This window comes from Paenibacillus jiangxiensis (genome assembly GCF_046098255.1).
Classification (GTDB): Bacteria; Bacillota; Bacilli; order Paenibacillales; family Paenibacillaceae; genus Paenibacillus; species Paenibacillus jiagnxiensis.
This window is the reverse complement of record NZ_JBJURI010000011.1, coordinates 110,349-134,608: the sequence shown is the minus strand read 5'-3', so window position 1 is coordinate 134,608 and position 24,260 is coordinate 110,349. Positions and strand designations below refer to the sequence as shown.

The following is a 24,260-nucleotide window of genomic DNA, read 5'->3' as shown; positions in this document are numbered from 1 at the left end:
ATGACGTGAAAAGCAGAGGATGGAGAAGCTGGACAGCACTCGCAGCGGCGGCTGTGGTGCTGGCGGGAGTATGGTTCTTAACCTTTCAAGGGAAAGGTTGGACTTTGAAGGCGGAGCAACGTAGTACGGCTGCTTTTCCCAACAAACCGGTCACACTGGTCGTCCCGTATGCTGCCGGCGGTGGAACCGACATCATGGCAAGAGCGCTTGCTAAAGCGGCGGAAAAGCGTCTCGGCCAGCCGGTTGTGGTCGTGAACCGGACAGGGGGAGGAGGCGCCATCGGATTAATGGAAGGCGCAGATGCCAAAGCGGACGGTTATACCGTCACCTGCATGGTAACGGAGCTGACGATCCTGCCCCATCTCGGGCTGCTTCCGATCACCTATGAGCAATTCAAGCCGATTGCGCAGATCAATCACGATCCTTCCGCCATCACCGTGCGGGCGGACGCGCCGTGGAAGACAGCGGCTGAATTTCTGGATTACGCCAAAACCCATCCCGGTGAAGTCAAGATGGGCAATGCGGGGACAGGAAGCATATGGCATCTGGCTGCGGCGACGTTGGAAAAAGAAAGCGGTCTTACGTTCACGCACATCCCGTATGAGGGAGCGGGGCCGGCCGTATCGGCGCTCCTGAGCGGGTTTGTGGATGCAGTGCCTGTAAGCCCGGCCGAAGTGAAAACCTACGTGCAGCAGGGAAAGCTGCGTACGCTGGCTATTAATGATATCGTTCCTTCGGAAGCGCTTCCAGAAATTCCGACTCTGAAGGAGGCCACCGGATTGGATGTCACCTTCGCGGGAACCTGGCGAGGGCTCGCGGTACCGAAGGGCACGCCTGACGATGTTACAGATGTGCTGGCACAGGCTTTTATGAAAGCAGCCGATGACCCGGAATTCAAGGAGCAAATGAAAGAGAATGGATTGGGATTGCTGGTGAAAGACGGCGCAGGTTTCGGCCGCCAGTTGAAAGAAAATCATGACATGTTAGGGAAGCTGATCCCTGAGCTTGGATTGAGCCGAAAATGAGAGCGCTTTAATTCATGCAACGGTGAAAAGAAAGGTATGGTAATGATGAAAATCAAACAAAGCATTGAGAAAATTCCTGGCGGAATGATGCTGGTTCCCCTGTTCATCGGTGCTATCGTGCATACATTTTGGGCCGGTGCGGGAGAATATTTCGGATCATTTACCAACGGGCTGATGACAGGCACGGTGCCGATTCTGGCCGTATGGTTTTTCTGTATGGGAGCCTCCATCGATGTCCGCGCGACAGGCACGGTGCTCAGAAAATCGGGTACGCTCGTATTGACCAAAATCGCCGTCGCCTGGGTTGTGGCCATGATCGCCTCCACCTTTCTGCCGGTGGGAGGCATTCAGACCGGATTTTTTGCGGGGCTGTCTGTTTTGGCTCTGGTCGCGGCCATGGATATGACCAACGGCGGCTTATATGCTTCCATTATGCAGCAGTACGGCTCCAAGGAGGAAGCGGGCGCGTTTGTGCTGATGTCGCTGGAATCCGGTCCGCTGGTTACGATGCTTATTTTAGGCAGCACCGGGCTTGCAGTATTTGAGCCGCAGACCTTTGTCGGAGCAGTGCTGCCGTTTCTGATCGGTTTTTTGCTGGGCAACCTGGATCATGATTTGCGTGAATTTTTCGGAAAAGCGACGCATACGCTGATTCCCTTCTTCGGCTTTGCACTTGGCTGCACCATCGATCTGGGGGTTATCCTGCAGACAGGACTGCTCGGGATTCTGCTGGGCATTGTGGTCATTATCATTACAGGCATTCCGCTCATGCTGGCTGACAAATATATTGGCGGCGGCAACGGAACCGCCGGCCTTGCGGCTTCCAGTACGGCAGGCGCGGCCGTGGCAAACCCGGTTATCGTGGCCAACATGAAGCCTGAATTTCTGCCTGTGGCCCAATCCGCGACCGCGCTGGTAGCGGCCTGCGTGATTGTCACTTCCATCCTGGTGCCGATCCTGACCGCTTATTGGGCCAAATACCAGAATAAAAACGGAAAGGCCAACATTTCCGGGTCCGGCGAGATGTCTCTTCAAAAAGCCAAAGCCTGAAATCCAGGTGAAAATAGCTGTGAACCGGAGTTTATTGGATTGTGAAAGAACAGAAAAGAGCAAGGGTTTGCCAGAAGGCGGTCTCTTGCTCTTTTTTTGTCCGTTTTTTTGTTGTATCGGGAGGTGAATCCTGCTGGAGAAAGAACTTATGATGATATGCGAATGACAAAATTATAGAAGGAGATGTGTCATTTTGAGTTTAACTCGTAGATGGTGCGGGGTTGTTTCGGCGTTAACCCTTTTAATGACATTTGCGGCGCTTATGGTCCCGCATTTCACTTTAGCTGCACAGGCAGAGGATGGCGGCAAACGGTTTATTCAGGTTGAAGGAGGAAGATATTATACGGCCGCGCTTAGAAATGATGGATCGGTCTGGGTATGGGGGCGGAACCTGTGGGGCGAACTGGGACTGCAGGAAACGGTTAACCTTCGGCGTATCGAAGCCCCCGTGAGAATTGGGCGCTTGTCTGATATTCGCTCGCTGAGCGTATACGGCAGCGGTCATAACCTTGCCGTGAAATCGGATGGAACCGTCTGGCAGTGGGGAGGAGCAGACGGTTATACAGATCAGCAGGTGCATTCCCTGCTTCCCCGGCAGATTGATGGAGTATCCAGTGCAGCCGCAGTGGCTGCAGGCGAAGACTTTGGTGTCGCCTTGTTAAAGGATGGGACAGTGTGGTCGTGGGGACGATACCGCAATGAAGCACTGGTCCAAGATGCCCGCAAAGCTGCGCCCGTTCCGGGGTTGAGCCATGTGGTGCAGGTTGCTGCGGACGGGAGAAATGCTTATGCCGTCAAGTCGGACGGAAGCCTGTGGAAATGGAGTGAGCCGTCCGCCTTAACCGGTACGGATGCGGCTGTTTCCCTGCATCCTGCCAAAATAACGGGTTTTAGCAAAATCAAGCAGGTTTCCGCCAATAATGATCAACTTTACGTTTTGGATTCAAAGGGGAAGGTATGGACATTAAACGGCGGGGGGAAAGCAAAGAGTTATCACGGTGAGCTGACGATACGGAGCATACGTGCAGGAGAAGGTTATGTACTGTTATTAACGTCTCATGGCGATGTGTACAGCTTCGGATCGACGGTAACGGGGAAACAGGGAAAAGTCGCCGGACTTTCGGGTGTAACTGACATTGGCGCAGGCTCTCATCATAACCTCGCGATCACGAAGGATGGAAGAGTCTGGGGATGGGGCGGAGACAAGTATTATGAAACCGGCGGGCCGCCAGCTTCGGAGGATGGTATGGTGTACCGCCCGGTTCCCGCACGTCAGGCGGTGGACATAACGATCAACGGTCGGCGGTTTGATTCGATATTTCCGGCCATCGTCACGGATTCCAGCGTGCTGGCCCCGGTCAAGCCATTATCCCAAGCGCTGGGAGCCGAATTCTCCATTGCACGAAACGAAGACGGAAGCGGGACATATCAGATTCGCAGCAATGGCCGAACGGTTACCTTTATGATGAATCAAAGTTTATTTAAGACAGGTACGGAGCAAGCTGTGCTGCCTGAACCGGTAACAGCGGTTACGGGGGCGGTAATGGTGCCTTATCAGCTGCTGGAAAAGGGGCTCGGAATGAAAATAATATGGAATCCCCAAGCCGGAGCGTTGACGATTGACGGCGCTGTTGCCCCTTTTCAATAAATAGACACAAACAAAAATAAAACAACATAAACGAAGATTATTTAATTGACTCCAACCTCATCCGGAAGTACGCTGAAGGTGTAAATAGTTATGAACAGAAGCAATTGCAAAATACACTTTGATCAAGGAGTGGAGTTCATGAGCACTTTAGGTATTCATACAGGCGAAGCCGCCATCCCGGGTCTTGATATTCCGTTTGTCCGCGAACTAGCCGAGCTGACCCGGGATATGTGGAGATTCGGCTGGGATGAACGGAATGGAGGCAATGTCAGCTGCATTCTCGACGAAGATACGGTTGCCCAATATATCGATATTCATCAGGTGCAGCGGACGATCAAGCTTGCGTTTCCGGTGCATGAGCTGGCAGGCACCTATTTTATCGTGACAGGCTCGGGCAAATACTTCAAGAATGTGATCAGTGACCCGGAAGCCAATCTGGGTATACTGCGGGTAGCGGCAGACGGGGAGCAAATCGAGCTTTTATGGGGACTTCGGGGCAGGGCTGTACCAACAAGCGAGCTGCCCTCCCATTTTATGAGCCATATTGAGCGCCTGAAGGTGGACCCGCAGCACCGTGCAGTCATTCATAATCATGCGACCCATGTAGTTGCCATGAGTTTTGTGCATGATTTACATGAGAAAAAATTCACAAAAACACTGTGGGAAATGTGCACGGAGTGCATTGTTGTCTTTCCTGAGGGTGTGGGCATTATCCCCTGGATGGTGCCGGGTTCAGAAAGCATTGGCCGGGCGACGGCGGACAAAATGAAGCATCATAGGGCCGTGTTATGGCCGCATCACGGAATATTCGGAACAGGAAGTACGCTGGACGAGGCATTTGGTTTGATTGAAACGATCGAAAAGGCTGCTCAGATCTATATGCTGATTGCCGGCAAGGACATCAGGCAGAGAATAACGGACGAGGAGCTGGCCGAGCTGGCCAGAGCTTTCGGCGCTGCTCCTTGTGGGGGGATTTTAAGTGTCTGACATCAAGGTTTAGCTATAAAGGCTGCACAGCCATAAGACTCTTTAGCCTGCGGGTTATGGGGTCTTTTTTGTATATATTTATCAATAATTTTTTCAACCAGATCTTCCGATATATATGTCATACCTTCATAAAGATTTGTATTGGATTCGAATAAAAGGAGACATCAAATGAAAACACAAAACAAGGTCAAAAGGGATTCCGCTTTTTCACGTCTTTCACTTCGAGTTAAGCTGCCGCTGTTCATCAGCATTCTGCTGGTCATTGCGCTGGCGGGGTCAGGTGTGGTGATGTATCTGTTCGGAGCAAAGATGCTGCTGGACAAGAGCATGGATGAAGTGAAGGCCAATGCTGACCGGATCGGCGAAAATATTTATTCCATCGTGAAGCTGGAGCAGCAGTCCACGTCCATAGCTTCAAATAATAAAGTGCTTAAGGACCTGCTGCTTGCCCGCAGTGAGGGGACAACCGATGAAGAGTTTTTCGCTCCGGACAATAAGCTTATTCCAGAAGCCAACAGCCTGCTGCTAGCTGATCTTAAGGGAAGCCTGGGCATTCAGGCGATGGTGGTGGTTGACACGAAAGGCACGGTTGTGGCTGCCAGCAGTCCCGATGCGGTGCAAGGAGACCGTTCCGACCGTGATTACTTCCATGAGGCGCTTAAAGGCGAGCCTGTCATCAGTGATGCGCTGATATCCAAATCGACCGGGAAATTGGGGGTTGTATTCGCACAGCCCATTAAAGGGGACGACAGTAGTGTTCTGGGTGTATTGATCAGCACGATTGATACATCGATGTTTGTGGACATGCTTCAGGGTATTCAAATCAATAACGAAGGCCGGATATTTGTTATCAGCCGTGGCGCCACTATTGTGTACGACTCCAGGGATGAATCGAATGTCGGAAAGGTGCTGGAAGCCACGGAATATGGCAGTGCGCTGAGTTTACAGCCTTCCAAGGAGCTTCAGACAGGCGACGTTGGAAATAAGGAAAAATACATTCGTTATTCCAAAGTTCCCGGCGCCGATTGGACGGTTTTTGTGGAAGATAGCTACAGCGATATTATCCGCCCGCTGGTGAAGCTGCTGCAGAATATTGTTTTCGTAACGATTGTCGCTGTTGCCGTTGCTGTCATTGTGGGAATCTTCCTTTCCCGCTCTATTACGCTGCCTATTGTTCGTCTTAAAGCACTATTTCAAAAGCAGGCGGAGGGAGATCTGACCATTCGGGCGGAGGGTAACTTTAAAAGTGAATTCCGTGATCTTGCGGACAGCTTTAATTTAATGGCGGAAAATAACAGGCAGCTCATAGGACAAATGAACGGTTCGATCGAAGTGTTAAACGGCAACACCAAACAGCTGGAAGAGACCTCCAAGCAAACGGCATTATCTATAAAAGAAACATCGATTGCCACTGCGGAGATATCCACGGCCATGGAATCCCAGTCGCAAAATACAGAGCATATGGTGGGCAAATTTACGGAGCTTGGCAGCAAAATGGTCTCCATCAGCAGCAGCTCGGAAGTGATCAGGGAAAGAGCGTCTTCCATCATGAATGTGTTCCACGCCAATCACGAAATTATTGAATCCTTGATTGAAGTTAACCAAAGAAATGAACGGGAAGTAAGCAACATTTCCACCATTACTTCCATGCTTGCTGAAAGTTCCGCCCAAATCGGCAGGATCACGGGGGCTATTAATGAAATCGCAGCCCAAACCAATCTGCTGGCCTTGAATGCTTCTATTGAAGCTGCACGGGCCGGGGAGCATGGACGCGGCTTTGCGGTGGTGGCCGACGAAATTCGCAAGCTTGCGGAGCAATCTTCTCGGCAGGCAGGGGAGATTGAGGGCATTATCCGGCAAACCCTTGTTCAGGTGGAGAAAAGCAATGAGAGTGTTGGTGAAATTCAGAATATTGCCGGTATGCAGGATGAGTTCGTTGGCAAAACCAAAGATGCCTTCCAGCTTATCATGGACGACGTAACGGATATTGCGGGCCGGATTCAAACGATGGCACAGGAAGTTACAACCATGAATCACAGCAAGGACGAGCTGCTGGAATCCGCCCACAGCCTGTCGGCTGCCGGACAGGAAGTATCCGCATCGGCGGAAGAAGTGACGGCAACAGCTCAGGAGCAGTCGTCCATGGTGGATCAGCTGGCGGTTATGGTGGAAAGCATCGATCAGCTGACAAGCGCATTGGCTGAATCTGCATCCCGTTTCAAGGTAGAGTAACGCATGATTATGAATAATTGAAGTCTTGAATAAGCCTGAAGCTCACCAGAAATATGAGTTTCAGGCTTTATTTTTTAGGTCTATAGTATGTATTTTTTCCTGACAATTCAAGAATTTGCAGGCCAAAACAGTGACTTAAGGACTAACGGGGGATATAATTAGATCCAAATGTAATTGTCGAAATTAGGCGGATAAAGGCGGTCGTTCCCTTGGATGTGGAGAGATTGAACAAGCTGCTGCTGGATTACAGCCGTGATCCGGGGCGCATTATGTGGGGAGAGGTGTTTCATCTGTTTCACCTTGCCAAAAAGTCAGCGCAACCATTATATGAGCTGGACCCTGCAGGAGATATCATTTACGATCCGGCCAAGAGATTGTTTGTCGCCAGGGTTTTGGAGGTACATATACATCTAAAGGATTACGAATTGGTCGATGCTGTACTTTATCAGGGCAGTTTCCGGCCGAAGAAATAAGTATTTACAATTCCGGACAGGCTGAATACAATCTTTTAGAACAAATACGGACCCTATTGGAGGAAAACATGAAGCATCTAATTTCATCGGAACAATTTACCGCCGAGCTTCTTCATGAACTGTTCATTCTGGCTGACCAAATGAAAAGCCATCCAAGGGAATTTGATGACGTATTAAAGCACAAGGTGGTTGCTACCCTGTTTTATGAGCCGAGCACGCGTACGCGCCTCTCTTTTGAATCCGCGGTACAGCGGCTCGGAGCCAAATTAATCAGCACGGAGAATGCCAGGGAAATGTCTTCAGCGATTAAAGGTGAGAACATTTTGGATTCCATACGGGTTGTGCAGGGATACTGCGATGCGATCATCCTTCGCCATTATGAGAATGACGCCGCCCTCAAAGCTACTGAAGTGGCAAGAGTGCCGATCATCAACGCGGGCGGGGGCACCGGAGAGCATCCCACACAGGCTTTGCTGGATTTATATACGATTCACAGCTTTAAAGGCAGGATTGCAGGCAGCAAGGTGGCTGTCCTCGGAGATTTGAAAAATGGACGTACTATCCATTCCCTGCTGAAGGGGCTGGCCCTGTACAGCGATATCGAGGTCTTCGGTCTGAGCCGTAAGGGGCTGGAACTGCCTAATGAATATATTCAATATTTAAATGGCAGAGGCATAACCTACCATGCGCTCTCTTCCCTGGAGGAAATCCCCGTATCTGTCGATGTGCTGTATCACACCAGAACCCAGACGGAGCGAATGAACGGGGAGCAGGCAGGCTCGGGAGAGATCATTATCGACCAGGCGGCCATGAACCGCTTTTCCGATCAGTCGCTGCTCATGCACCCCCTTCCGAGAAATCAGGAGATAACGCCGGAGGTGGACTCCGATCCCCGAGCCATTTATTTCAAGCAAAGTGAAAACGGGTTGTTTATTCGGATGGCTTTGCTGTATTCACTTCTTGGTACTTGAACAGGGTCATGGCTTTTGTTCCCCTATTTCGGCGGATGAAATCAAGAAAATGCGAGAGGAAGAGTGAAATTAAATGGACGGTTACAGAGTATCGAGAAGGAGAACAGACGATCATGGTTTATACTTGCAGAATTGAACTGGACGAGATTACTCCGAAGATTTGGCGGGAATTTCAATTTCATCCGGCCGTAACGTTTCATCAGCTTCACAGAATCATCCAAACGGTCATGGGTTGGGAAAATTATCATTTGTACCAGTTTCATGTCAATGGACAAGTTATCGGGATGCCAGATCCGACATTAGAAGCTATGGAAGAGCGAGAGGAGCTGAATGCACGGAGAGAAGTCGTTCAGAAGCATGTTGACGAGGAAAATTCCGTGTTTACATACGTTTATGATTTTGGTGATGATTGGCAGCATACGATTACATTGATTAAAAACGATTCATCGACATCCGATCCAGTGCCCTTGTGTCTGGATGGAGCTCGAAGTTGTCCCCAGGAAGATGTGGGAGGAGTTTGGGGATATCAACATATGCTAGAAGTCTTGATTACTCCCAACCATCCGGAGCGGGATCAGTTTATTGGCTGGATCGGAGAGGGATACGATTCTGAATCTTTTTCCTGTGAGGAAGTGAACCTTGAGCTTCAAAGGCAAAAGAACAAGCTTATTCCCAAATCACTTGTCAAGCTGTCGGAGAGCAAGAAGCCTGTGAAGCTTACGAAATCCGTTCTGAATAAACATCTGAAACAACTAAGTAATGACCAACTGATTGATTTGGTAAAGGCTTGTTATGGCGCCAGCAAAGAAATGGAGAAGTTTCTTGCAGTAAGAATACTAGGCGATGAAGCGGTAGAATCTCTGTTTCATGAGTATCGAAAAAAAGTGGAAAACGAATTTTTTCCTGAACGCGGTCATGGGAAGTTAAAACTTCAAGAGGCGAAACAAGTGATATCGGAATTCGAAAGATTGACCGGAAGCATCAAGTACAGTCTGGAACTGAAGCTGATCTATGTCGAAAATGGAGTTGATTTCACACTAAGCTACGGGGATATTGATGAACGCTTCTACAACAGCATGGCGTCCATGTATGCCGATATCATTGATATCTTGAATGAGGATGAAACAGCCGAGCTGTTCGACGAATACGAGGAGCGCATCGAAACGATTATCTCGAAAACGGATGGGATCGGCTGGGGTTTCCATGACATTTTGGCTGATCTGCACGCTCAAATACGATGGATTTAGGCGGAGAACTTTAAAACGACTATATTTGATTAGTCGTTTTTTGCATTTAGAGGCACTCGTTCGCTGGCAAATTATTGTAAATGCGTTTTGATATATAGTTTTATAGAGCAGTAATAGGAGTTGACTAAGATGGAACAAAAGCTTCACCCGAATGTCATTCGATATTGGCAGGTTATGCATGGCTTACATACAGTTAAATGGATACTTATCTGCGTCATCCCTTTGATTATCCGGGCAGTCTGGTTGCCAGCCTTGGGATGGTTAACAATGATTTCCTGCCTGATGATATCATTTTTCTTCATCAGGGGCCTCACCTTTGTTTGTTACGGGGTTCATAAAAAATACTCCCGAAGAAGCTATTTCCTTGGTGACGATGAAATTATGATTCGATGGGGGAATGCGTGGTCAGATAACTCTTCCATTATTCCGATTAGCCGGGTGCAGCATGTGGATCAAGAACAAGATATGCTTGCTAAAAAACTGGGCTTATCTGAGCTAACCATCACAACAGCAGGAGATCACCATTTTATTATAGGACTGGCAGAGAAGGACGCTGTTCGGCTGCGCAGACAAATCATCGAATTGTCCAAATTAGGCGAAAGGGATGCTTATTATGATTAAACGGCATCATCCTGTTACAGTCGTCTACAAGTTATACAGTCAAATCCGTTATTTGATTATTCCCTTTGCCGCGTTTTTATTTAATGAGATTCGGGCAGGCACAGGGCAACAACCTTATTGGGTATATATCGCAGCAACAGTGTACGGCGTTGCAGCCGGTTTTTGGTCGATCCTTTCCTGGTATAGAGAAACCTATCAAATGAATCATAAGGTACTGCATATCACAAAAGGTGTCTTTACTGTAACACAAAGAACGATACCACTTATAAAAATCAATAATATACAAATCGAGCAAAGCTGGATTTATCGGCTGCTTGGGATCGCCAATGTTGAACTGCAAACGAGTGATTCCAATGCTCATGCTGATGCTCACTTGGTTACATCTAGAAAAATGGCGGATTTACTCAAGAAGTCCATTGGACTGGTCGAAAACGGAAGTGTGATTCCTGCGCCAAGAGAACATCACGTTAGCAAAAAAGAAATTATGATGCTGTCCATGAGTTCGAATACATTCTGGCTGGGACTTCCCGTCACGATCGCTGTCATTCAACATTTGTGGGGCTGGTTATTTCCTACACCGGAAGAAGAGCAAGTCAGCTTTATCGAATTGTTTGAGAAGGAAACTTGGAGTGGGGTAGCCTTAGATGAAAGTATCAAAGTGGTTCTGTATCTGTTGATTTTCTTGGGAATATGCGTAATTGTTACTTGGTTATTCTCCATAGGGATGGCACAATTACGGTACAGAGGTTGGCATATTACAAGAAACGGAGACGTGATTTCCATTCATCATGGGTGGATGGAGCGAAAATCGGTGCAAATCCAAGCGAAAAAAATCCAATCCCTTCGAATCAAAGAACTGATGTTTGGGCGTCTGTACGGGTATGCATCCATTTGTATGGATTGCGTCGGTTATCATGGGGAACGGAGAGTGAAATTGCTTATCCCTTCTATCCGGACATCGGAATTAGCAGACGTGTTGAATTGGCTGACACCCGAGTTTCAACTTAGTACTCCAAAGCGAGCTTTACACCAGAACGCCAAATTTGTTGCAGCGATTCCAATCTTATCGTTGCTTCTACTGAGTATCGTTGTTGGTTGTTTTTTTACTTTATGGTTTTTGACAACCGTTCCCGTATTGTATTTATTCTATGGATATATAAAGTGCATCTATGACCAGACAAAATGGGATATCTGCGCGAATTTGTTTGTTTTACGCAAAGCCGGCATCAATCAGACAACCGTGTACCTCTTGCGTGAATCCACAGAGTCCATAAGTATTAGACAATCATGGTTGCAGCGCTTGCTTCACCTGTATCGGCTGAAAATGGACATCAATTCTCCGGCGAACGTCCGGGAATATCGATTGCCGGGGATTACTAAGCAAGATTGTGATGAGACTTTAGGATGGTATAAGAATATTAAACGAGGGTGAACAATTTTACGACAAAGTAGCGGTAACAGTATAATGTTTTTCTGAGGATAGTGATTTTATTGTTCGCACCAAAATATTCAATAACAGATCGCACTGCCTGTAAACTGATGGACATAGAACGAGCCAGCGCAATTGTTGATTTGATTCTATTGCCCTCATCAATTCTTGACTTGCTCAAGAAAGAATCGATGGAAAAGACAGTCATCCTTTCTACAAAGATCGAAGGCAATACACTTGACGAGGCAACGAAAAGAAAAGTTTTGTACCATAACAGCAGCGACAATGAAGAACAAGAAGTTTATAACTTAATGAAAGCTTTGGAATATCTAGATGAAGCGGACAGAAGGCAGTTACCGGTTACGGAGGAGTTTATTAAGAAGCTGCATGCCATTATTAAGATTTCGCATGGACGAAGACCGCGTATTAGTGAATATCGAGAGGAACAAAATCAAGTTGGCAGCCGTAATGCTTCCGGGTTTTATCTGCCACCGGAATGGAACGATGTCCCTGTATTAATGGAGGATTTGGTTGCCTGGATTAATGCCCCGACAAAAATTGAACCAGAACTAATTCGAAAGTTAGATCCTCAGCAAAGAATGGTTTTTGCCCAATTAACTTTTAAACAAGACTCCATGACAACAAGCGAAATGAGAGAGCTTTTACGTTTGTCCGATCGATCGATAAGAGAAAAGGTAAGTCTTTGGAGGGAAGCCAGGTTTATCGAACCTCGTGATCATGACGTCAAAAGAGTTCGTTCGATTAAATTGACAGAAGCTTATGAGCAGTTGGCGCAAGAAATTCGCAGTTCACCGGAAAAGTTCCCGCATTTCCTGAAATAAGTTTCAAATGACAAGAAGAGGCTGTCCTAAGCAATTTTCAATGACTAAGGGACTGCCTCTTTTTTTGTATATATTCCTACTATAAAATGGTCACTTTTTGATTAAATAAAACCATTTAATTATTCAAAAATTGATCAAGTGATTTAATCAGATAGATGATATGGAGTAAATTTAAAGGATAAACAAAGAATGCGTATTGACTGTAAGCGCTTTTAATATTACTATGTAATCACATGGTAATCAAAAGTTAATCACAATATCACCAAATCGCAGAAACAGAAATTGAATGAGGCCGCATCACATCAATTTTCACGAGAGGGAGAGTGTATATGGAGCAACAAGAAATCATATGGGGAATTGCTCCCATCGGTTGGCGCAATGATGACATTCCTGAAATTGGAGCAGGCAATACGCTGCAGCATCTGCTGAGCGATATTGTCGTTGCAGGGTTCCAGGGAACGGAGGTTGGCGGCTTTTTTCCGGAGGCAGACGTATTGAACAAGGAGCTTCAGCTTCGTGGGCTGCGAGTGGCCGGTCAATGGTTCAGCAGTTATATTATCCGGGACGGCCTGGAACGGGTGGTTGAACCTTTCCGCACTCAATGCCGGTATCTGCAGGAAGTCCATGCAGATGTGATCGTTGTGTCCGAGCAGACTGGCAGTGTGCAGGGCTTGGAGAAGAATGTGTTCACCGACAAGCCGCATTTTACGGATATCGAATGGGAGGCCTTGTGCCAAGGGCTGAACCAGCTGGGGATTATAGCAGAAGAATATGGCCTGAAACTGGTATATCATCATCATCTGGGCACAGGCGTTCAGACAGCTGACGAGGTCAACAGGCTGATGGCCGGAACGGATCCGGAGCATGTGCATCTGCTGTACGATACTGGCCATATCTTCGTATCTGATGGTGATTATATGACATTACTGCGCCAGCACATCGGTCGCATCAAGCATGTGCATTTCAAAGACGCCAGGCTCCAGGTCATGAATGAATGTAAAAGTGCGGGCAAATCGTTCCTTCAATCTTTTCTGAGCGGGATGTTTACAGTTCCCGGCGATGGCTGCATTGATTTTACAGAGGTTTATGGTGAGCTGGTGGCCCATCATTATCGAGGCTGGATTGTCATTGAAGCCGAACAGGACCCGGCCATAGCCAATCCGCTTGAATATGCACTGATCGCCCGAAAATATATTGACAATTCGCTGCTTGTCCAAACTTCGAAACGAGAGAGGGGCGGTGACCATGCAACAGGAAGCGTCTAAGAAATCATTTTTGACGAAGATCATTTTAATTTCAACTCTGGGCGGACTGCTGTTCGGTTATGATACCGGAGTCATTAACGGTGCGCTTCCTTTTATGTCGGCTGAAGACCAGCTGAACCTGACTTCCTTCACAGAAGGGCTTGTCGCCAGCTCGCTTCTTTTTGGCGCTGCTTTGGGGGCTGTACTGGGAGGCCGCCTGTCCGACTATAACGGGCGCAGAAAGAACATCATGTATCTGTCCATCCTGTTTTTCTTTGCTACGGTTGGTTGTGCGCTTGCGCCAAGCGTAACGGTGATGATCATTTGCCGCTTTTTGCTCGGGTTGGCCGTCGGCGGTGCTTCCGTTACTGTTCCTTCCTACCTTGCCGAAATGGCTCCCGCTGACCGACGCGGCAGCATTGTAACGCAGAACGAGCTGATGATCGTAAGCGGCCAGCTGCTGGCTTTTGTCATCAACGCGATTCTGGGCACAACGCTGGGGGATATCAGCCATGTGTGGAGATACATGCTGATTGTTGCGGCGGTTCCGGCAGTTTTCCTGTTCATCGGCATATTTCGTGTTCCTGAAAGCCCGCGCTGGCTGATCTCCAAGCAGAAGAACGAACAGGCCTTGAGTGTGCTTAAGAAAATCCGCAGAGAAGACCAGGCTGAAGCAGAAATGACAGAGATTCAGGCCACCGTCAGCCAGGAGAAGGAGCTGCAGAAAGCCGGCTTCAAGGATTTAGCGACTCCATGGATCCGCCGAATCATGTTCATTGGCATCGGGATTGCGGTCGTTCAACAGATCACGGGTGTAAATTCCATCATGTACTATGGAACGGAAATTTTGAAAAATGCGGGCTTTGCAACCCAGGCTGCCCTGGTCGGTAATATTGCAAACGGTGTCATTTCAGTGCTGGCTACCTTTGTGGGCATCTGGCTGCTGGGCAGGATTGGCCGCAGGCCGATGCTGATCACAGGTTTGGCTGGAACGACATCGGCACTGCTGCTGATTGCCATCCTGTCATCGGTACTGCAAGGGTCGCCTGTGCTGCCATACATTGTACTGGGTCTGACTGTTACTTTTCTGGCCTTTCAGCAGGGAGCCATTTCACCTGTAACCTGGCTGATGCTGTCTGAAATTTTCCCGCTGCGTCTTCGCGGTTTTGGCATGGGACTTACCGTTTTCTTTCTGTGGATGGTGAACTTTGTTATTGGATTGCTGTTTCCGGTGCTGCTCGGCAGTTTCGGGCTTTCGGCAACATTCTATGTGTTCGTCGTATTGGGTGTTCTGGCCATCCTGTTCGTGAAGCACTTCCTTCCTGAAACCAAAGGATTATCCCTTGAGCAATTGGAGCAGCATTTCCGCCGTTACGGAAGCAAAGAGCAGGATGAATCGAAACAGGGGTATGCGACCGAAGCGGCACCAGCAGATTAAAGCAGTGATTTGAAAGCGCTGTTATAAAAATAACCGGGAGGAAGATGGAGATGACTTTAAAGATCGGTGTAATTGGAACAGGAGCAATTGGACGGGAGCATATCCGCAGAATTACCAATAATCTGTCCGGAGGAAAAATCGTAGCTGTAACCGATGTGAACAGCGAAGCAGCCAAAGCGGCTGTCGAACAATTTCAGTTGGACGCGGCAGTTTACCCTGATGATAAAACATTGATTGCATCCGAAAATGTAGATGCAATCCTGGTAACCAGTTGGGGACCTGCTCACCAGCAAAGTGTCATGGCAGGCATTGAGGCGGGCAAATATGTGTTCTGCGAAAAACCTTTGGCAACAACCGCAGAGGGATGCATGGAGATTGTCCGGGCAGAGGTAAAGCATGGCAAGCGTCTCGTTCAAGTCGGATTCATGCGCCGTTATGATAGCGGTTACCAGCAATTGAAGGAAGCGATCGATAACCGTTTCATCGGCGAGCCGCTTATGATTCGCTGCGCTCACCGCAACCCTGAGGTCAACGACAGTTATACCACCGACATGGCGATCACGGATACGCTTATTCACGAAATCGATGTGCTGCATTGGCTTGTGAACGATGATTATAAATCCGTACAGGTGGCTTACCCGAAAAAAACCAGGCATGCATCCAGCCATTTGCGTGATCCTCAGGTCGTTACTTTGGAGACGCAGGGAGGCATCCTGATCAACGCGGAGATCTTCGTGAACTGCAAATACGGTTATGACATTCAGTGTGAAGTCATTGGAGAGGAGGGCATTGTCAAGCTGCCTGAAGTGGCAAGCTTGCAGTACCGGAAAAACGGCCAGCTCGGGACACATATTCTGATGGATTGGAAGGACCGCTTCTTAGATGCATACGACCGCGAACTGCAGGATTTCATGGATTCCATTCGGACGACAGGCAAACCGCAGGGGCCAACAGCATGGGACGGGTACATTGCTGCGGTCACCGCGGATGCATGCGTCAAAGCGCAGGAATCCGGACTGCAGGAAGCTGTTGAGCTCGACGAGAAGCCGGAGCTGTACCGCAGCACCGTCAACCGCGGCGTACAAGTCTAATTTTAGCTGAGTTCCGGCATGGAGCTGCGGCGCAAACCATAGATAGGGGAGAAACCGCATGAAGCTTTGTTTTAATCAGGCAACCACTATGAACAACTCGAACCTGGTCAAGGATTTGGAGTATTGTGAAAAGCACGGCTATGATTATATTGAAATTCGCACGATGGATAAATTGCCGGAGTATTTGCAGGAGCATTCCGTCGAAGATTTGGCCGATTATTTTCAAACCCATCATATCAAACCGTTGGCCTTTAATGCCCTGGTATTCTTCAACAATCGGGATGATGAAGGTTATCAAGAGATCATCCGTGAATTTCGGCAGATGCTCGAAACGGGCTCGAAGCTGGGCGTAAAGTACATTGTTGCCGTCCCGCTGGTCACCGAGCAGAAAATCCTCAAATCAGACATCAAAGCAAGTTGTGTGGAAGTGCTGAAGGAGCTGTCGGATCTGGCGGAGCCTTATGGCATAAGGATTGCCGTGGAATTTGTGGGCCACCCGCAGTGCACGGTGAATACCTTCGGCCAGGCGTACGAGATCGTCGAAGAGGTGGCGCGCGCCAATGTGGGATTGGTGCTGGATTGCTTCCATTTTCATGCTATGGGCTCGAAGCGGGAGGATCTGGAGCGGGCGGACGCCTCCAAAATATTCATTCTGCATATCGACGATACCGAGGATTATCCCATTGGCTTCCTGACGGATGAAGACCGGGTGTGGCCAGGACAGGGCGTTATTGATCTGGATTTCATACTCTCAACCATTCAGCGCAAGGGTTACTCCGATGTCGTATCGGTCGAGCTTTTTCGGCCGGAGTATTACCAGCTGGATGCCGAGGAAGCGATCCGCACAGCCAAAGAAACTACGCTGCAGGTCATCTCAAAATATTACAACCTGCAGTTGACATAAAGCTAGGGGAATTGGAGCAGAACATTTGAATAACTATAAGGGAAAAATATAAAATCCGGGGCAGTCTGAAACGTACAGGGACTGCCCCGGATTTTTGAGCTGTGGAGGCGATTCTGGCGGCTCAAGCAAAACAAGCGGATAAAAAAGCGGCCCGGAGTGCTTCCCGGACCGCTATTGCTTAAACAATTATTCACTGTAGTCTATTTTCATTTTCGCGACCCATATGATCGCAAACGGTGAGCCCTAGAGTTCTCCTGTCAGGAATTGTGCCCGCCCAGCCCCGAAGCTCCAATCGGCTTGTCCGTTTTCTACAATGGACACCATGACATCTGTCGGCTCAATGCCGCATTCCTGCTGCAAATGCTCAGCCAGCAGCTTGTACAAGCGTTCCTTTTGTGCCGACGTTCGTTCCTTGCTGACAATACTGATTACAACGACCTGTTTTGTACGCGGATATCCCAAACCGGTATCTTCAATAATCATCTCATGGGCAGGATGCTGATGCACGATTTGGTACCGGTCTGTCATGGGCACCTGAAAAGCTTCAACCATCGCATGGTGAGCGGCGTCCAGCATTTTTTTCAATTGCTCCGGGCTGCGGCCCTCAATCACATCAAAACGCAATAATGGCATTTCAATCTCCTCCTGTAATTTAGCGGTCAGGACGTTCTGACTTCGATAGAGTGGGTTTTGCAAAACACCTGATAATTTCCTGGAAGCGGCGCAGAGGATATAATCATGTCCACATCCTCGAGCGATGCATACGTAAGAAGCGTGGATTTGTCGAATTTACTGGGGTCTGCCAATAGTATGAGCTTTTCGGCCTTTTGGGAAACCGCTTGTTTGATTTCATATTCCAGCAAATCCGAATTGGTAAGACCATGGGTCATGCTCACGCCCGTGGCCGCCATAAATGCCTTGTTGACGTTGTATTTTTCCAGAGTGCGCGGGCCGTCCATACCCACAAACGATTTGGTCTTCTGCTTGAAGGTATTGCCGATCACCAGCAGGTTCACATTGGTCAACCCGGCAGCTCCGTTAATGATATCAAGACTGTTCGTCAGGATCGTCAGCGGAATGTTGTGTGGTAAAAAGTCGGCCATGTGACGGGTCGTGGTGCCTGAATCGATAAATACCAGGTCGTTTTCTTCGATACAGGAAGCGGCGATACGTGCGATACCGTACTTCTCGGACGAATGCTTGCTGCCCCGGTTCTCGAACGGGATGAGTTCTGTTGCAGAAGTGACGCCGCCATACACCTTCTCAATGGAACCCTTGCTGAGAATCTGGTTGATATCTCTCCTGATTGTATTTTTGGATACATCGAATTTCAGACACAGCTCATCCAGCGTGACGTTTTTGCGAGAATGGATATATTCTTCAATATCCTGCAGACGTCTGGTTTTCATAAGACATTCTCCTGTTAAATTTAATAATTTAAATATAATTTATAACCAAAACTTTATCAACACTTTATTTGAATTACACAAAAACATAACAACACAAACGAGAACATCCATGCACATTTTCGGCTCAATAGTTCGCTGCCTCAGCCATATAAATCGTTCGGGGCGTTGACGAACCTATTTCCATTCCCTCTGGAAAGAAAGACTGATAACATTTACCCTTTTATTAGACTTGACGGCTAAATTTTTATTGGATATCATAAAAACATAACCAAAATATAATCAAAAACGTCCTTTTTTGTAACATCTGTTCCTAACAATAAGCTGCGAGAGGGGCTCGACTATGTCAACTGTAGTGAAAACAACAGCAAGAAAACTGAAGAATTACATTGGCGGCAAATGGGTGGAGAGCCGGACAACCAATTATGAAGACGTTTACAATCCGGCAACGAAAGAGCTGATCTGTCAGGTTCCCATTTCAACCAAGGGGGACATTGAGCACGCGGCCCAGGTCGCCAAGGAAGCGTTTGATACGTGGAAAAAGGTGGCTGTTCCAAGACGTGCGCGCATCCTGTTCAACTATCAGCAGCTGCTGATGAAGCATAAGGATGAATTGGCTCGCCTGATCACGATTGAGAATGGCAAAAGCTTAAACGAAGCATTGGGCGAGGTGCAGCGCGGAATCGAGAATGTCGAATTTGCGGCGGGCACACCCTCTCTAATGATGGGGGATTCCCTTTCTTCCATTGCCACAGACGTGGAGGCAACAAACTACCGTTACCCCATTGGTGTTGTTGGCGGGATTGCTCCTTTCAACTTCCCGATGATGGTGCCATGCTGGATGTTCCCGATGGCCATCTCCCTGGGCAACTCCTTCATACTAAAGCCTTCCGAGCGGACACCGCTCCTGACGGAGAAGCTTGCCGAGCTCTTCACCGAAGCGGGCCTGCCGGATGGCGTGTTCAACATCGTATATGGGGCGCATGATGTGGTGAACGGCATTTTGGAACACCCTGATATTAAAGCGATTTCATTTGTAGGATCGAAGCCTGTTGGCGAGTATGTGTATAAAAAAGGCAGCGAGCATTTAAAGCGGATACAGGCGCTGACAGGTGCAAAGAATCACACGATTGTACTGAATGATGCCAATCTGGATGACACGGTCACCAATGTGGTATCCGCAGCCTTCGGTTCAGCCGGCGAGCGCTGTATGGCTTGTGCGGTGGTTACGGTGGAAGAGGGGATTGCCGATGAGTTTATCGCCCGTCTGAAGGAGAAAGCGCTGAGCGTCAAAATCGGAAACGGCCTGGATGACGGTGTGTTCCTGGGGCCGGTGATCCGTGAAGAGAACAAGGAGCGGACCATCCGTTACATCGAGAAGGGCATCGAAGAGGGAGCCAGACTGTTGATTGACGGACGTGATCAGATGCTGGAGGATGGTTATTTCATCGGCCCTACAATCTTTGAAGGTGTAACAACGGATATGACCATTTGGAAGGATGAGATTTTCGCGCCGGTATTATCAGTGATCAGGGTCAAAGACCTGAAAGAGGCCGTTGAAATTGCCAATCAATCGGAATTCGCCAATGGTGCGTGTCTGTTTACAACGAACGCCCACGCCATCCGTTATTTCCGCGAAAATATCGATGCAGGCATGCTGGGCATCAATCTGGGCGTACCGGCACCGATGGCGTTCTTTCCGTTCTCGGGCTGGAAATCGTCATTTTATGGAACATTGCATGCCAACGGCAAAGACAGCGTAGATTTCTACACCCGCAAAAAAGTGGTAACCGCACGTTACACAGAACCTGTATTCGAATAAACGAGGAGGAATCATTCGTGGCCAGTCATCTGCTGTGCAAACCGGCTCAAGCTCAAGAAGGCGATGTCACAATTATCCATAACCTGCTGCCTCGGGACACCCGGCTGGAATATGTCGGCTTTAAAATGATTGATTTGAAGCCGGGCGGACGTTATGAAGAGACGCTGCAGGATCAGGAATGCTGTATTGTGGCGTTGACAGGCAAGATTAGTGTTACCGAAGGCGAACAGACCTTCAAGGAAATCGGGACAAGAGAGAGTGTGTTCGAGAAAAAGCCGACGGATAGTGTGTTTGTTTCCGGTGGCAAGCCGTTCGGGATCGAGGCGGTAACAAGTGCAAGAGTCGCCCTATGTTACGCTCCTTCTCTGGAACCACTTCCGACCCGATGGATCAAGGCAGGTGACGTGGGTGTGGAGCAGCGGGGAAAATATCAGAACAAACGGATGGTGCACAACATTTTGCCCGACAGCGATCCTTCGGCAAGCAGCCTGCTCGTCGTGGAAGTGTACACCGAAGGAGGGAACTTCTCCAGCTACCCGCCGCACAAGCATGATCAGGATCGCCTGCCGGATGAGTCGTTCCTTGAGGAAACCTACTACCATGAAATGGATCCAGGCTCGGGTTTTGTCTTTCAACGGGTATACACCGATGACCGCACGCTGGATGAGACGATGGCCGTGGAGCACAGGGATGTGGTGCTCGTTCCGGCTGGATACCATCCTGTGGGTGTGCCGGACGGATACACCTCTTACTATTTGAATGTCATGGCAGGGCCCAAGAGAATATGGAAATTCCACAACGATCCGGATCATGAGTGGATTTTGGAGCGTCAATAACCTAAAGGAGCTGGGAGACCATGAGCGGTGGAGCAAGCGTGAATAAAAAGTTTGATTTAATTGCAATTGGAAGGGCCTGTATTGACCTGAATGCCGTGGAGTATAACCGGCCGATGGAAGAAACGATGACGTTCTCCAAGTATGTTGGCGGTTCTCCCGCCAATATTGCCATTGGCGGTGCGAGGCTGGGGCTCAAGGCGGGGTTTATCGGCAAAATTGCGGACGATCAGCACGGCCGCTTCATCCGCAATTATATGAAAGAGGCGGGCATTGATACTTCACAGCTGAAGGTGGATCTTGAAGGACACAAGACCGGCCTGGCCTTTACAGAAATTAAAAGTCCGGAGGAGTGCAGCATTCTGATGTACCGTGACCAAGCGGCGGACCTGTATCTTCGGCCGGAGGAAGTGGATGAGGAATATATCAAGCAGACGGGAATATTGCTCGTGTCCGGCACAGCTCTTGCGCAAAGTCCGTCCAGGGAGGCTGTATTAAAGGCGGTGCAGCTGGCCAAGCGCAACGGAGTTCAAGTTGTTTTCGAGCTTGACTATCGTCCATATACGTGGAAGTCAACCGAAGAAACCGCCGTGTACTACTCACTGGTGGCGGAGCAATCCGATATTGTGATCGGGACCCGCGATGAATACGATATGCTGGAAAACCGGGAAGGCGGCTCGAACGAGGAGACGATCCGCTACCTGTTCAGTCACCGGCCCGAAATTGTGGTGATCAAGCATGGTGTCGAGGGGTCTTATGCATACACCAGATCCGGCAGCATATTCCGGGCACAGGCGTACAAAACAAAGGTGCTCAAAACGTTTGGTGCCGGCGACTCGTATGCCTCAGCTTTCCTGTATGCCATCATTCGCGGCAAGGATATCGAAACCGCGCTGAAGTATGGCAGCGCTTCCGCTTCTATTGTTGTCAGTAAGCACAGCTCATCAGAAGCCATGCCGACCGTTGAGGAGATTGAATCATTAATGGCCAATCAGCCTGTCATTCATTCCTGAATCAAGATACTTCAATCTAAAGGTGGAGTTGTTCATGGGCAATAAAATCAGACTGACTACAGCACAAGCGCTGATCCAGTTTCTTAATCAGCAGTATATTCATGTTGACGGCCGCGAGACCCCGTTCGTGGAGGGGATATTCACCATTTTCGGCCACGGCAACGTGCTTGGCATTGGGCAGGCCTTGGAACAGGATGCCGGCCATTTAAAAATATTCCAGGGTAAGAATGAGCAAGGCATGGCCCATGCGGCCATCGCTTACAGCAAAGAAAAGCTGCGGCAGAAAATTTATGCGGTCTCTACTTCATCGGGTCCGGGATCGGCCAACCTGGTAACAGCGGCCGCCACGGCGCTGTCCAATAACCTTCCGGTCCTCTTTCTGCCTGCGGATACGTATGCAACAAGGCAGCCTGATCCGGTTCTGCAGCAAATTGAGCAGGAGTATAGTACGGCCGTTACGACCAACGATGCACTGAAGCCGGTTTCCCGCTACTGGGACCGGGTTACCCGTCCGGAACAGCTGATGAGCAGCCTGATCCGTGCTTTCGAGGTGCTGACTGATCCGGCCAAGAGCGGCCCGGTCACGATCTGCATTTCCCAGGACGTTGAAGGGGAGGCCTTCGATTTCGAAGAAGCCTTCTTCCAGAAGCGCGTCCATTATGTAGATCGTCTGCAGCCAAGCGAAAGGGAACTGGCAGCCGCGGAGCAGCTGATCCGCAGCAGCCGGAAGCCGCTTATCCTTGTGGGGGGCGGTGTCAAGTACTCGGAAGCGAGCGGGGAGCTCAAGGCTTTCTCGGAAAAATACGGGATTCCGCTGGTGGAGACGCAGGCTGGCAAATCGGTGGTGGAAAGCACGTTTGTCAATAATCTGGGGGGCATGGGCATTACAGGGACACTGGCCGCAAACAAGGCCGCCCGTCTGGCGGATCTGGTCATTGGCATCGGTACCCGCTATACCGATTTCGCCACTTCATCGAAGACCGCCTTCGACTTTGACCGTACGAAGTTCCTGAACATCAACGTCAGCCGGATGCAGACTTATAAGCTGGATGGCTTGCAGGTTGTGGCGGATGCCAAAGCCGCGTTGAGCAAGCTGCATGACCGCCTGGAAGGCTACATCAGTGAGTTCGGTCTGCTCATTCCGGAACTGCGTGAGGAATGGAACACTGAGCGTGAACGGTTGAGCCGGATTGAATTTAAACGCTCGGGTTTTGTGCCTGAAATCAAAAAGCAATTTACCCAGGAGATCATGAACGAATATGCGGATGCCCTTGGAACGGAACTTGCGCAGACGACGGCATTAGTTGCCGTCAATGATACCATTGCCAAGGACAGCATCATTATCTCCTCCGCCGGTTCACTTCCAGGCGATTTACAGCGTCTCTGGCATGCTGAAGTGCCGAATACGTACCATCTGGAGTATGGCTACTCCTGTATGGGTTACGAAGTATCAGGAGCCTTGGGCATCAAGCTCGCCCACCCGGACCGGGAGGTCTATTCCATCGTAGGCGACGGCAGCTTTCTGATGCTGCACTCCGAGCTGGTCACGGCTATTCAATATGGTCAGAAGATCAACATCCTGCTTTTTGACAACTCGGGTTTTGGCTGCATTAACAATCTGCAAATGGACTATGGCTCCGGCAGCTATTACTGTGAGTTCAGAACGGAAGACAACCGGATTATGAATATTGACTATGCCAAAGTGGCGGAAGCTTATGGCGCAAAGGTCTATCGTGCCCATACCCTTCAAGAGCTCAAGGAAGCTCTGCAGGATGCCAGGAAGCAAACCACCTCAACGCTGATCGATATGAAGGTTCTGCCAAAGACGATGACCGACGGATATGACAGCTGGTGGAATCTCGGGGTCGCTGAAGTGTCGAACAGGGAGAGCACTCAGCGGGCTTATCAACACAAAGTGGAGATGTTAAAAAAATCCAAACAGTACTAATAGGTGAATAATTATTTGCATGGGGAGAGGAATAAG

Annotated in this window: 21 protein-coding genes; 19 read left to right on the top strand and 2 right to left on the bottom strand. The window is 49.0% G+C overall.

The genetic code is table 11. From position 1 onward, the window contains the following. Positions 1–53 precede the first annotated feature (53 nt). The 15 genes from ACI1P2_RS12840 (at position 54) to iolI (ending at position 17,202) form a co-directional block, all read left to right on the top strand. A complete protein-coding gene (locus ACI1P2_RS12840) occupies positions 54–1,025 on the top strand; it encodes a tripartite tricarboxylate transporter substrate binding protein (protein ID WP_408976216.1) in 972 nt (323 codons plus the stop codon). Between the two features lie 45 nt (positions 1,026–1,070). Next, the gene (kdgT, locus tag ACI1P2_RS12835; RefSeq protein WP_355320285.1) at positions 1,071–2,075 is read left to right on the top strand and encodes a 2-keto-3-deoxygluconate transporter; all 1,005 of its coding nucleotides are present in this window, start codon (positions 1,071–1,073) and stop codon (positions 2,073–2,075) included. 193 nt (positions 2,076–2,268) lie between these two features. Continuing rightward, the gene (locus ACI1P2_RS12830; protein WP_355320247.1) at positions 2,269–3,723 is read left to right on the top strand and encodes a stalk domain-containing protein; all 1,455 of its coding nucleotides are present in this window, start codon (positions 2,269–2,271) and stop codon (positions 3,721–3,723) included. Positions 3,724–3,861: 138 nt separating this feature from the next. Then, positions 3,862–4,710, top strand: a complete 849-nt coding sequence (gene rhaD, locus ACI1P2_RS12825; protein ID WP_355320246.1) for a rhamnulose-1-phosphate aldolase — start codon at positions 3,862–3,864, stop codon at positions 4,708–4,710. Between the two features lie 168 nt (positions 4,711–4,878). Continuing rightward, positions 4,879–6,942, top strand: coding sequence for a methyl-accepting chemotaxis protein (locus ACI1P2_RS12820; RefSeq protein ID WP_355320245.1), 2,064 nt, complete (start codon positions 4,879–4,881; stop codon positions 6,940–6,942). A 209-nt stretch (positions 6,943–7,151) separates the two neighbouring features. Further along, positions 7,152–7,415 carry a hypothetical protein gene (locus ACI1P2_RS12815; protein ID WP_355320244.1) on the top strand — a complete coding sequence of 88 codons (264 nt, stop codon included), beginning with the start codon at positions 7,152–7,154 and terminating at the stop codon, positions 7,413–7,415. A 68-nt stretch (positions 7,416–7,483) separates the two neighbouring features. Beyond that, positions 7,484–8,386, top strand: a complete 903-nt coding sequence (gene pyrB, locus ACI1P2_RS12810) for an aspartate carbamoyltransferase (protein ID WP_355320243.1) — start codon at positions 7,484–7,486, stop codon at positions 8,384–8,386. A 35-nt stretch (positions 8,387–8,421) separates the two neighbouring features. Beyond that, the gene (locus ACI1P2_RS12805; protein ID WP_355320242.1) at positions 8,422–9,633 is read left to right on the top strand and encodes a DUF6155 family protein; all 1,212 of its coding nucleotides are present in this window, start codon (positions 8,422–8,424) and stop codon (positions 9,631–9,633) included. A 129-nt stretch (positions 9,634–9,762) separates the two neighbouring features. Further along, on the top strand, positions 9,763–10,254 hold the full coding sequence (locus ACI1P2_RS12800; protein ID WP_355320241.1) for a PH domain-containing protein: 492 nt from the start codon (positions 9,763–9,765) through the stop codon (positions 10,252–10,254). Beyond that, positions 10,247–11,686, top strand: a complete 1,440-nt coding sequence (locus tag ACI1P2_RS12795) for a PH domain-containing protein (RefSeq protein ID WP_355320240.1) — start codon at positions 10,247–10,249, stop codon at positions 11,684–11,686. The genes ACI1P2_RS12800 and ACI1P2_RS12795 overlap by 8 nt, the downstream gene beginning before the upstream one ends. 59 nt (positions 11,687–11,745) lie before the next feature. Next, a complete protein-coding gene (locus tag ACI1P2_RS12790) occupies positions 11,746–12,525 on the top strand; it encodes a Fic family protein (RefSeq protein WP_408976212.1) in 780 nt (259 codons plus the stop codon). 329 nt (positions 12,526–12,854) lie between these two features. After that, complete coding sequence (gene iolE, locus ACI1P2_RS12785) at positions 12,855–13,790, top strand: myo-inosose-2 dehydratase (RefSeq protein WP_355320238.1); 936 nt, start codon at positions 12,855–12,857, stop codon at positions 13,788–13,790. Continuing rightward, positions 13,771–15,207 (top strand): sugar porter family MFS transporter, encoded by a 1,437-nt coding sequence (locus tag ACI1P2_RS12780; protein WP_355320237.1) that lies wholly within the window; start codon positions 13,771–13,773, stop codon positions 15,205–15,207. The genes iolE and ACI1P2_RS12780 overlap by 20 nt, the downstream gene beginning before the upstream one ends. 50 nt (positions 15,208–15,257) lie before the next feature. After that, the gene (locus ACI1P2_RS12775) at positions 15,258–16,298 is read left to right on the top strand and encodes a Gfo/Idh/MocA family protein (RefSeq protein ID WP_355320236.1); all 1,041 of its coding nucleotides are present in this window, start codon (positions 15,258–15,260) and stop codon (positions 16,296–16,298) included. A gap of 58 nt (positions 16,299–16,356) precedes the next feature. Beyond that, positions 16,357–17,202 (top strand): 2-keto-myo-inositol isomerase, encoded by an 846-nt coding sequence (gene iolI, locus ACI1P2_RS12770; RefSeq protein ID WP_355320235.1) that lies wholly within the window; start codon positions 16,357–16,359, stop codon positions 17,200–17,202. Between the two features lie 243 nt (positions 17,203–17,445). Here iolI and ACI1P2_RS12765 read toward each other — a convergent pair whose 3' ends face one another. Together ACI1P2_RS12765 and ACI1P2_RS12760 are read right to left on the bottom strand one after the other, a co-directional pair. Next, complete coding sequence (locus ACI1P2_RS12765; protein WP_355320234.1) at positions 17,446–17,835, bottom strand: tautomerase family protein; 390 nt, start codon at positions 17,833–17,835, stop codon at positions 17,446–17,448. Positions 17,836–17,861: 26 nt separating this feature from the next. Continuing rightward, entirely contained in the window at positions 17,862–18,611 is a 750-nt protein-coding gene (locus ACI1P2_RS12760) for a DeoR/GlpR family DNA-binding transcription regulator (RefSeq protein ID WP_355320233.1), read from the bottom strand. A 340-nt stretch (positions 18,612–18,951) separates the two neighbouring features. Between ACI1P2_RS12760 and iolA the strand changes: the two genes are divergently transcribed. Genes iolA through iolD form a run of 4 tightly spaced genes read left to right on the top strand, consistent with a single transcriptional unit; the run spans position 18,952 to position 24,224 of the window. Next, on the top strand, positions 18,952–20,430 hold the full coding sequence (gene iolA, locus ACI1P2_RS12755) for a methylmalonate-semialdehyde dehydrogenase (protein ID WP_355320232.1): 1,479 nt from the start codon (positions 18,952–18,954) through the stop codon (positions 20,428–20,430). Between the two features lie 17 nt (positions 20,431–20,447). Beyond that, complete coding sequence (gene iolB, locus ACI1P2_RS12750) at positions 20,448–21,266, top strand: 5-deoxy-glucuronate isomerase (protein WP_355320231.1); 819 nt, start codon at positions 20,448–20,450, stop codon at positions 21,264–21,266. A 20-nt stretch (positions 21,267–21,286) separates the two neighbouring features. Continuing rightward, positions 21,287–22,276, top strand: coding sequence for a 5-dehydro-2-deoxygluconokinase (gene iolC, locus ACI1P2_RS12745; RefSeq protein WP_355320230.1), 990 nt, complete (start codon positions 21,287–21,289; stop codon positions 22,274–22,276). A gap of 34 nt (positions 22,277–22,310) precedes the next feature. Then, entirely contained in the window at positions 22,311–24,224 is a 1,914-nt protein-coding gene (gene iolD / locus ACI1P2_RS12740; RefSeq protein WP_355320229.1) for a 3D-(3,5/4)-trihydroxycyclohexane-1,2-dione acylhydrolase (decyclizing), read from the top strand. Positions 24,225–24,260 lie beyond the last annotated feature (36 nt).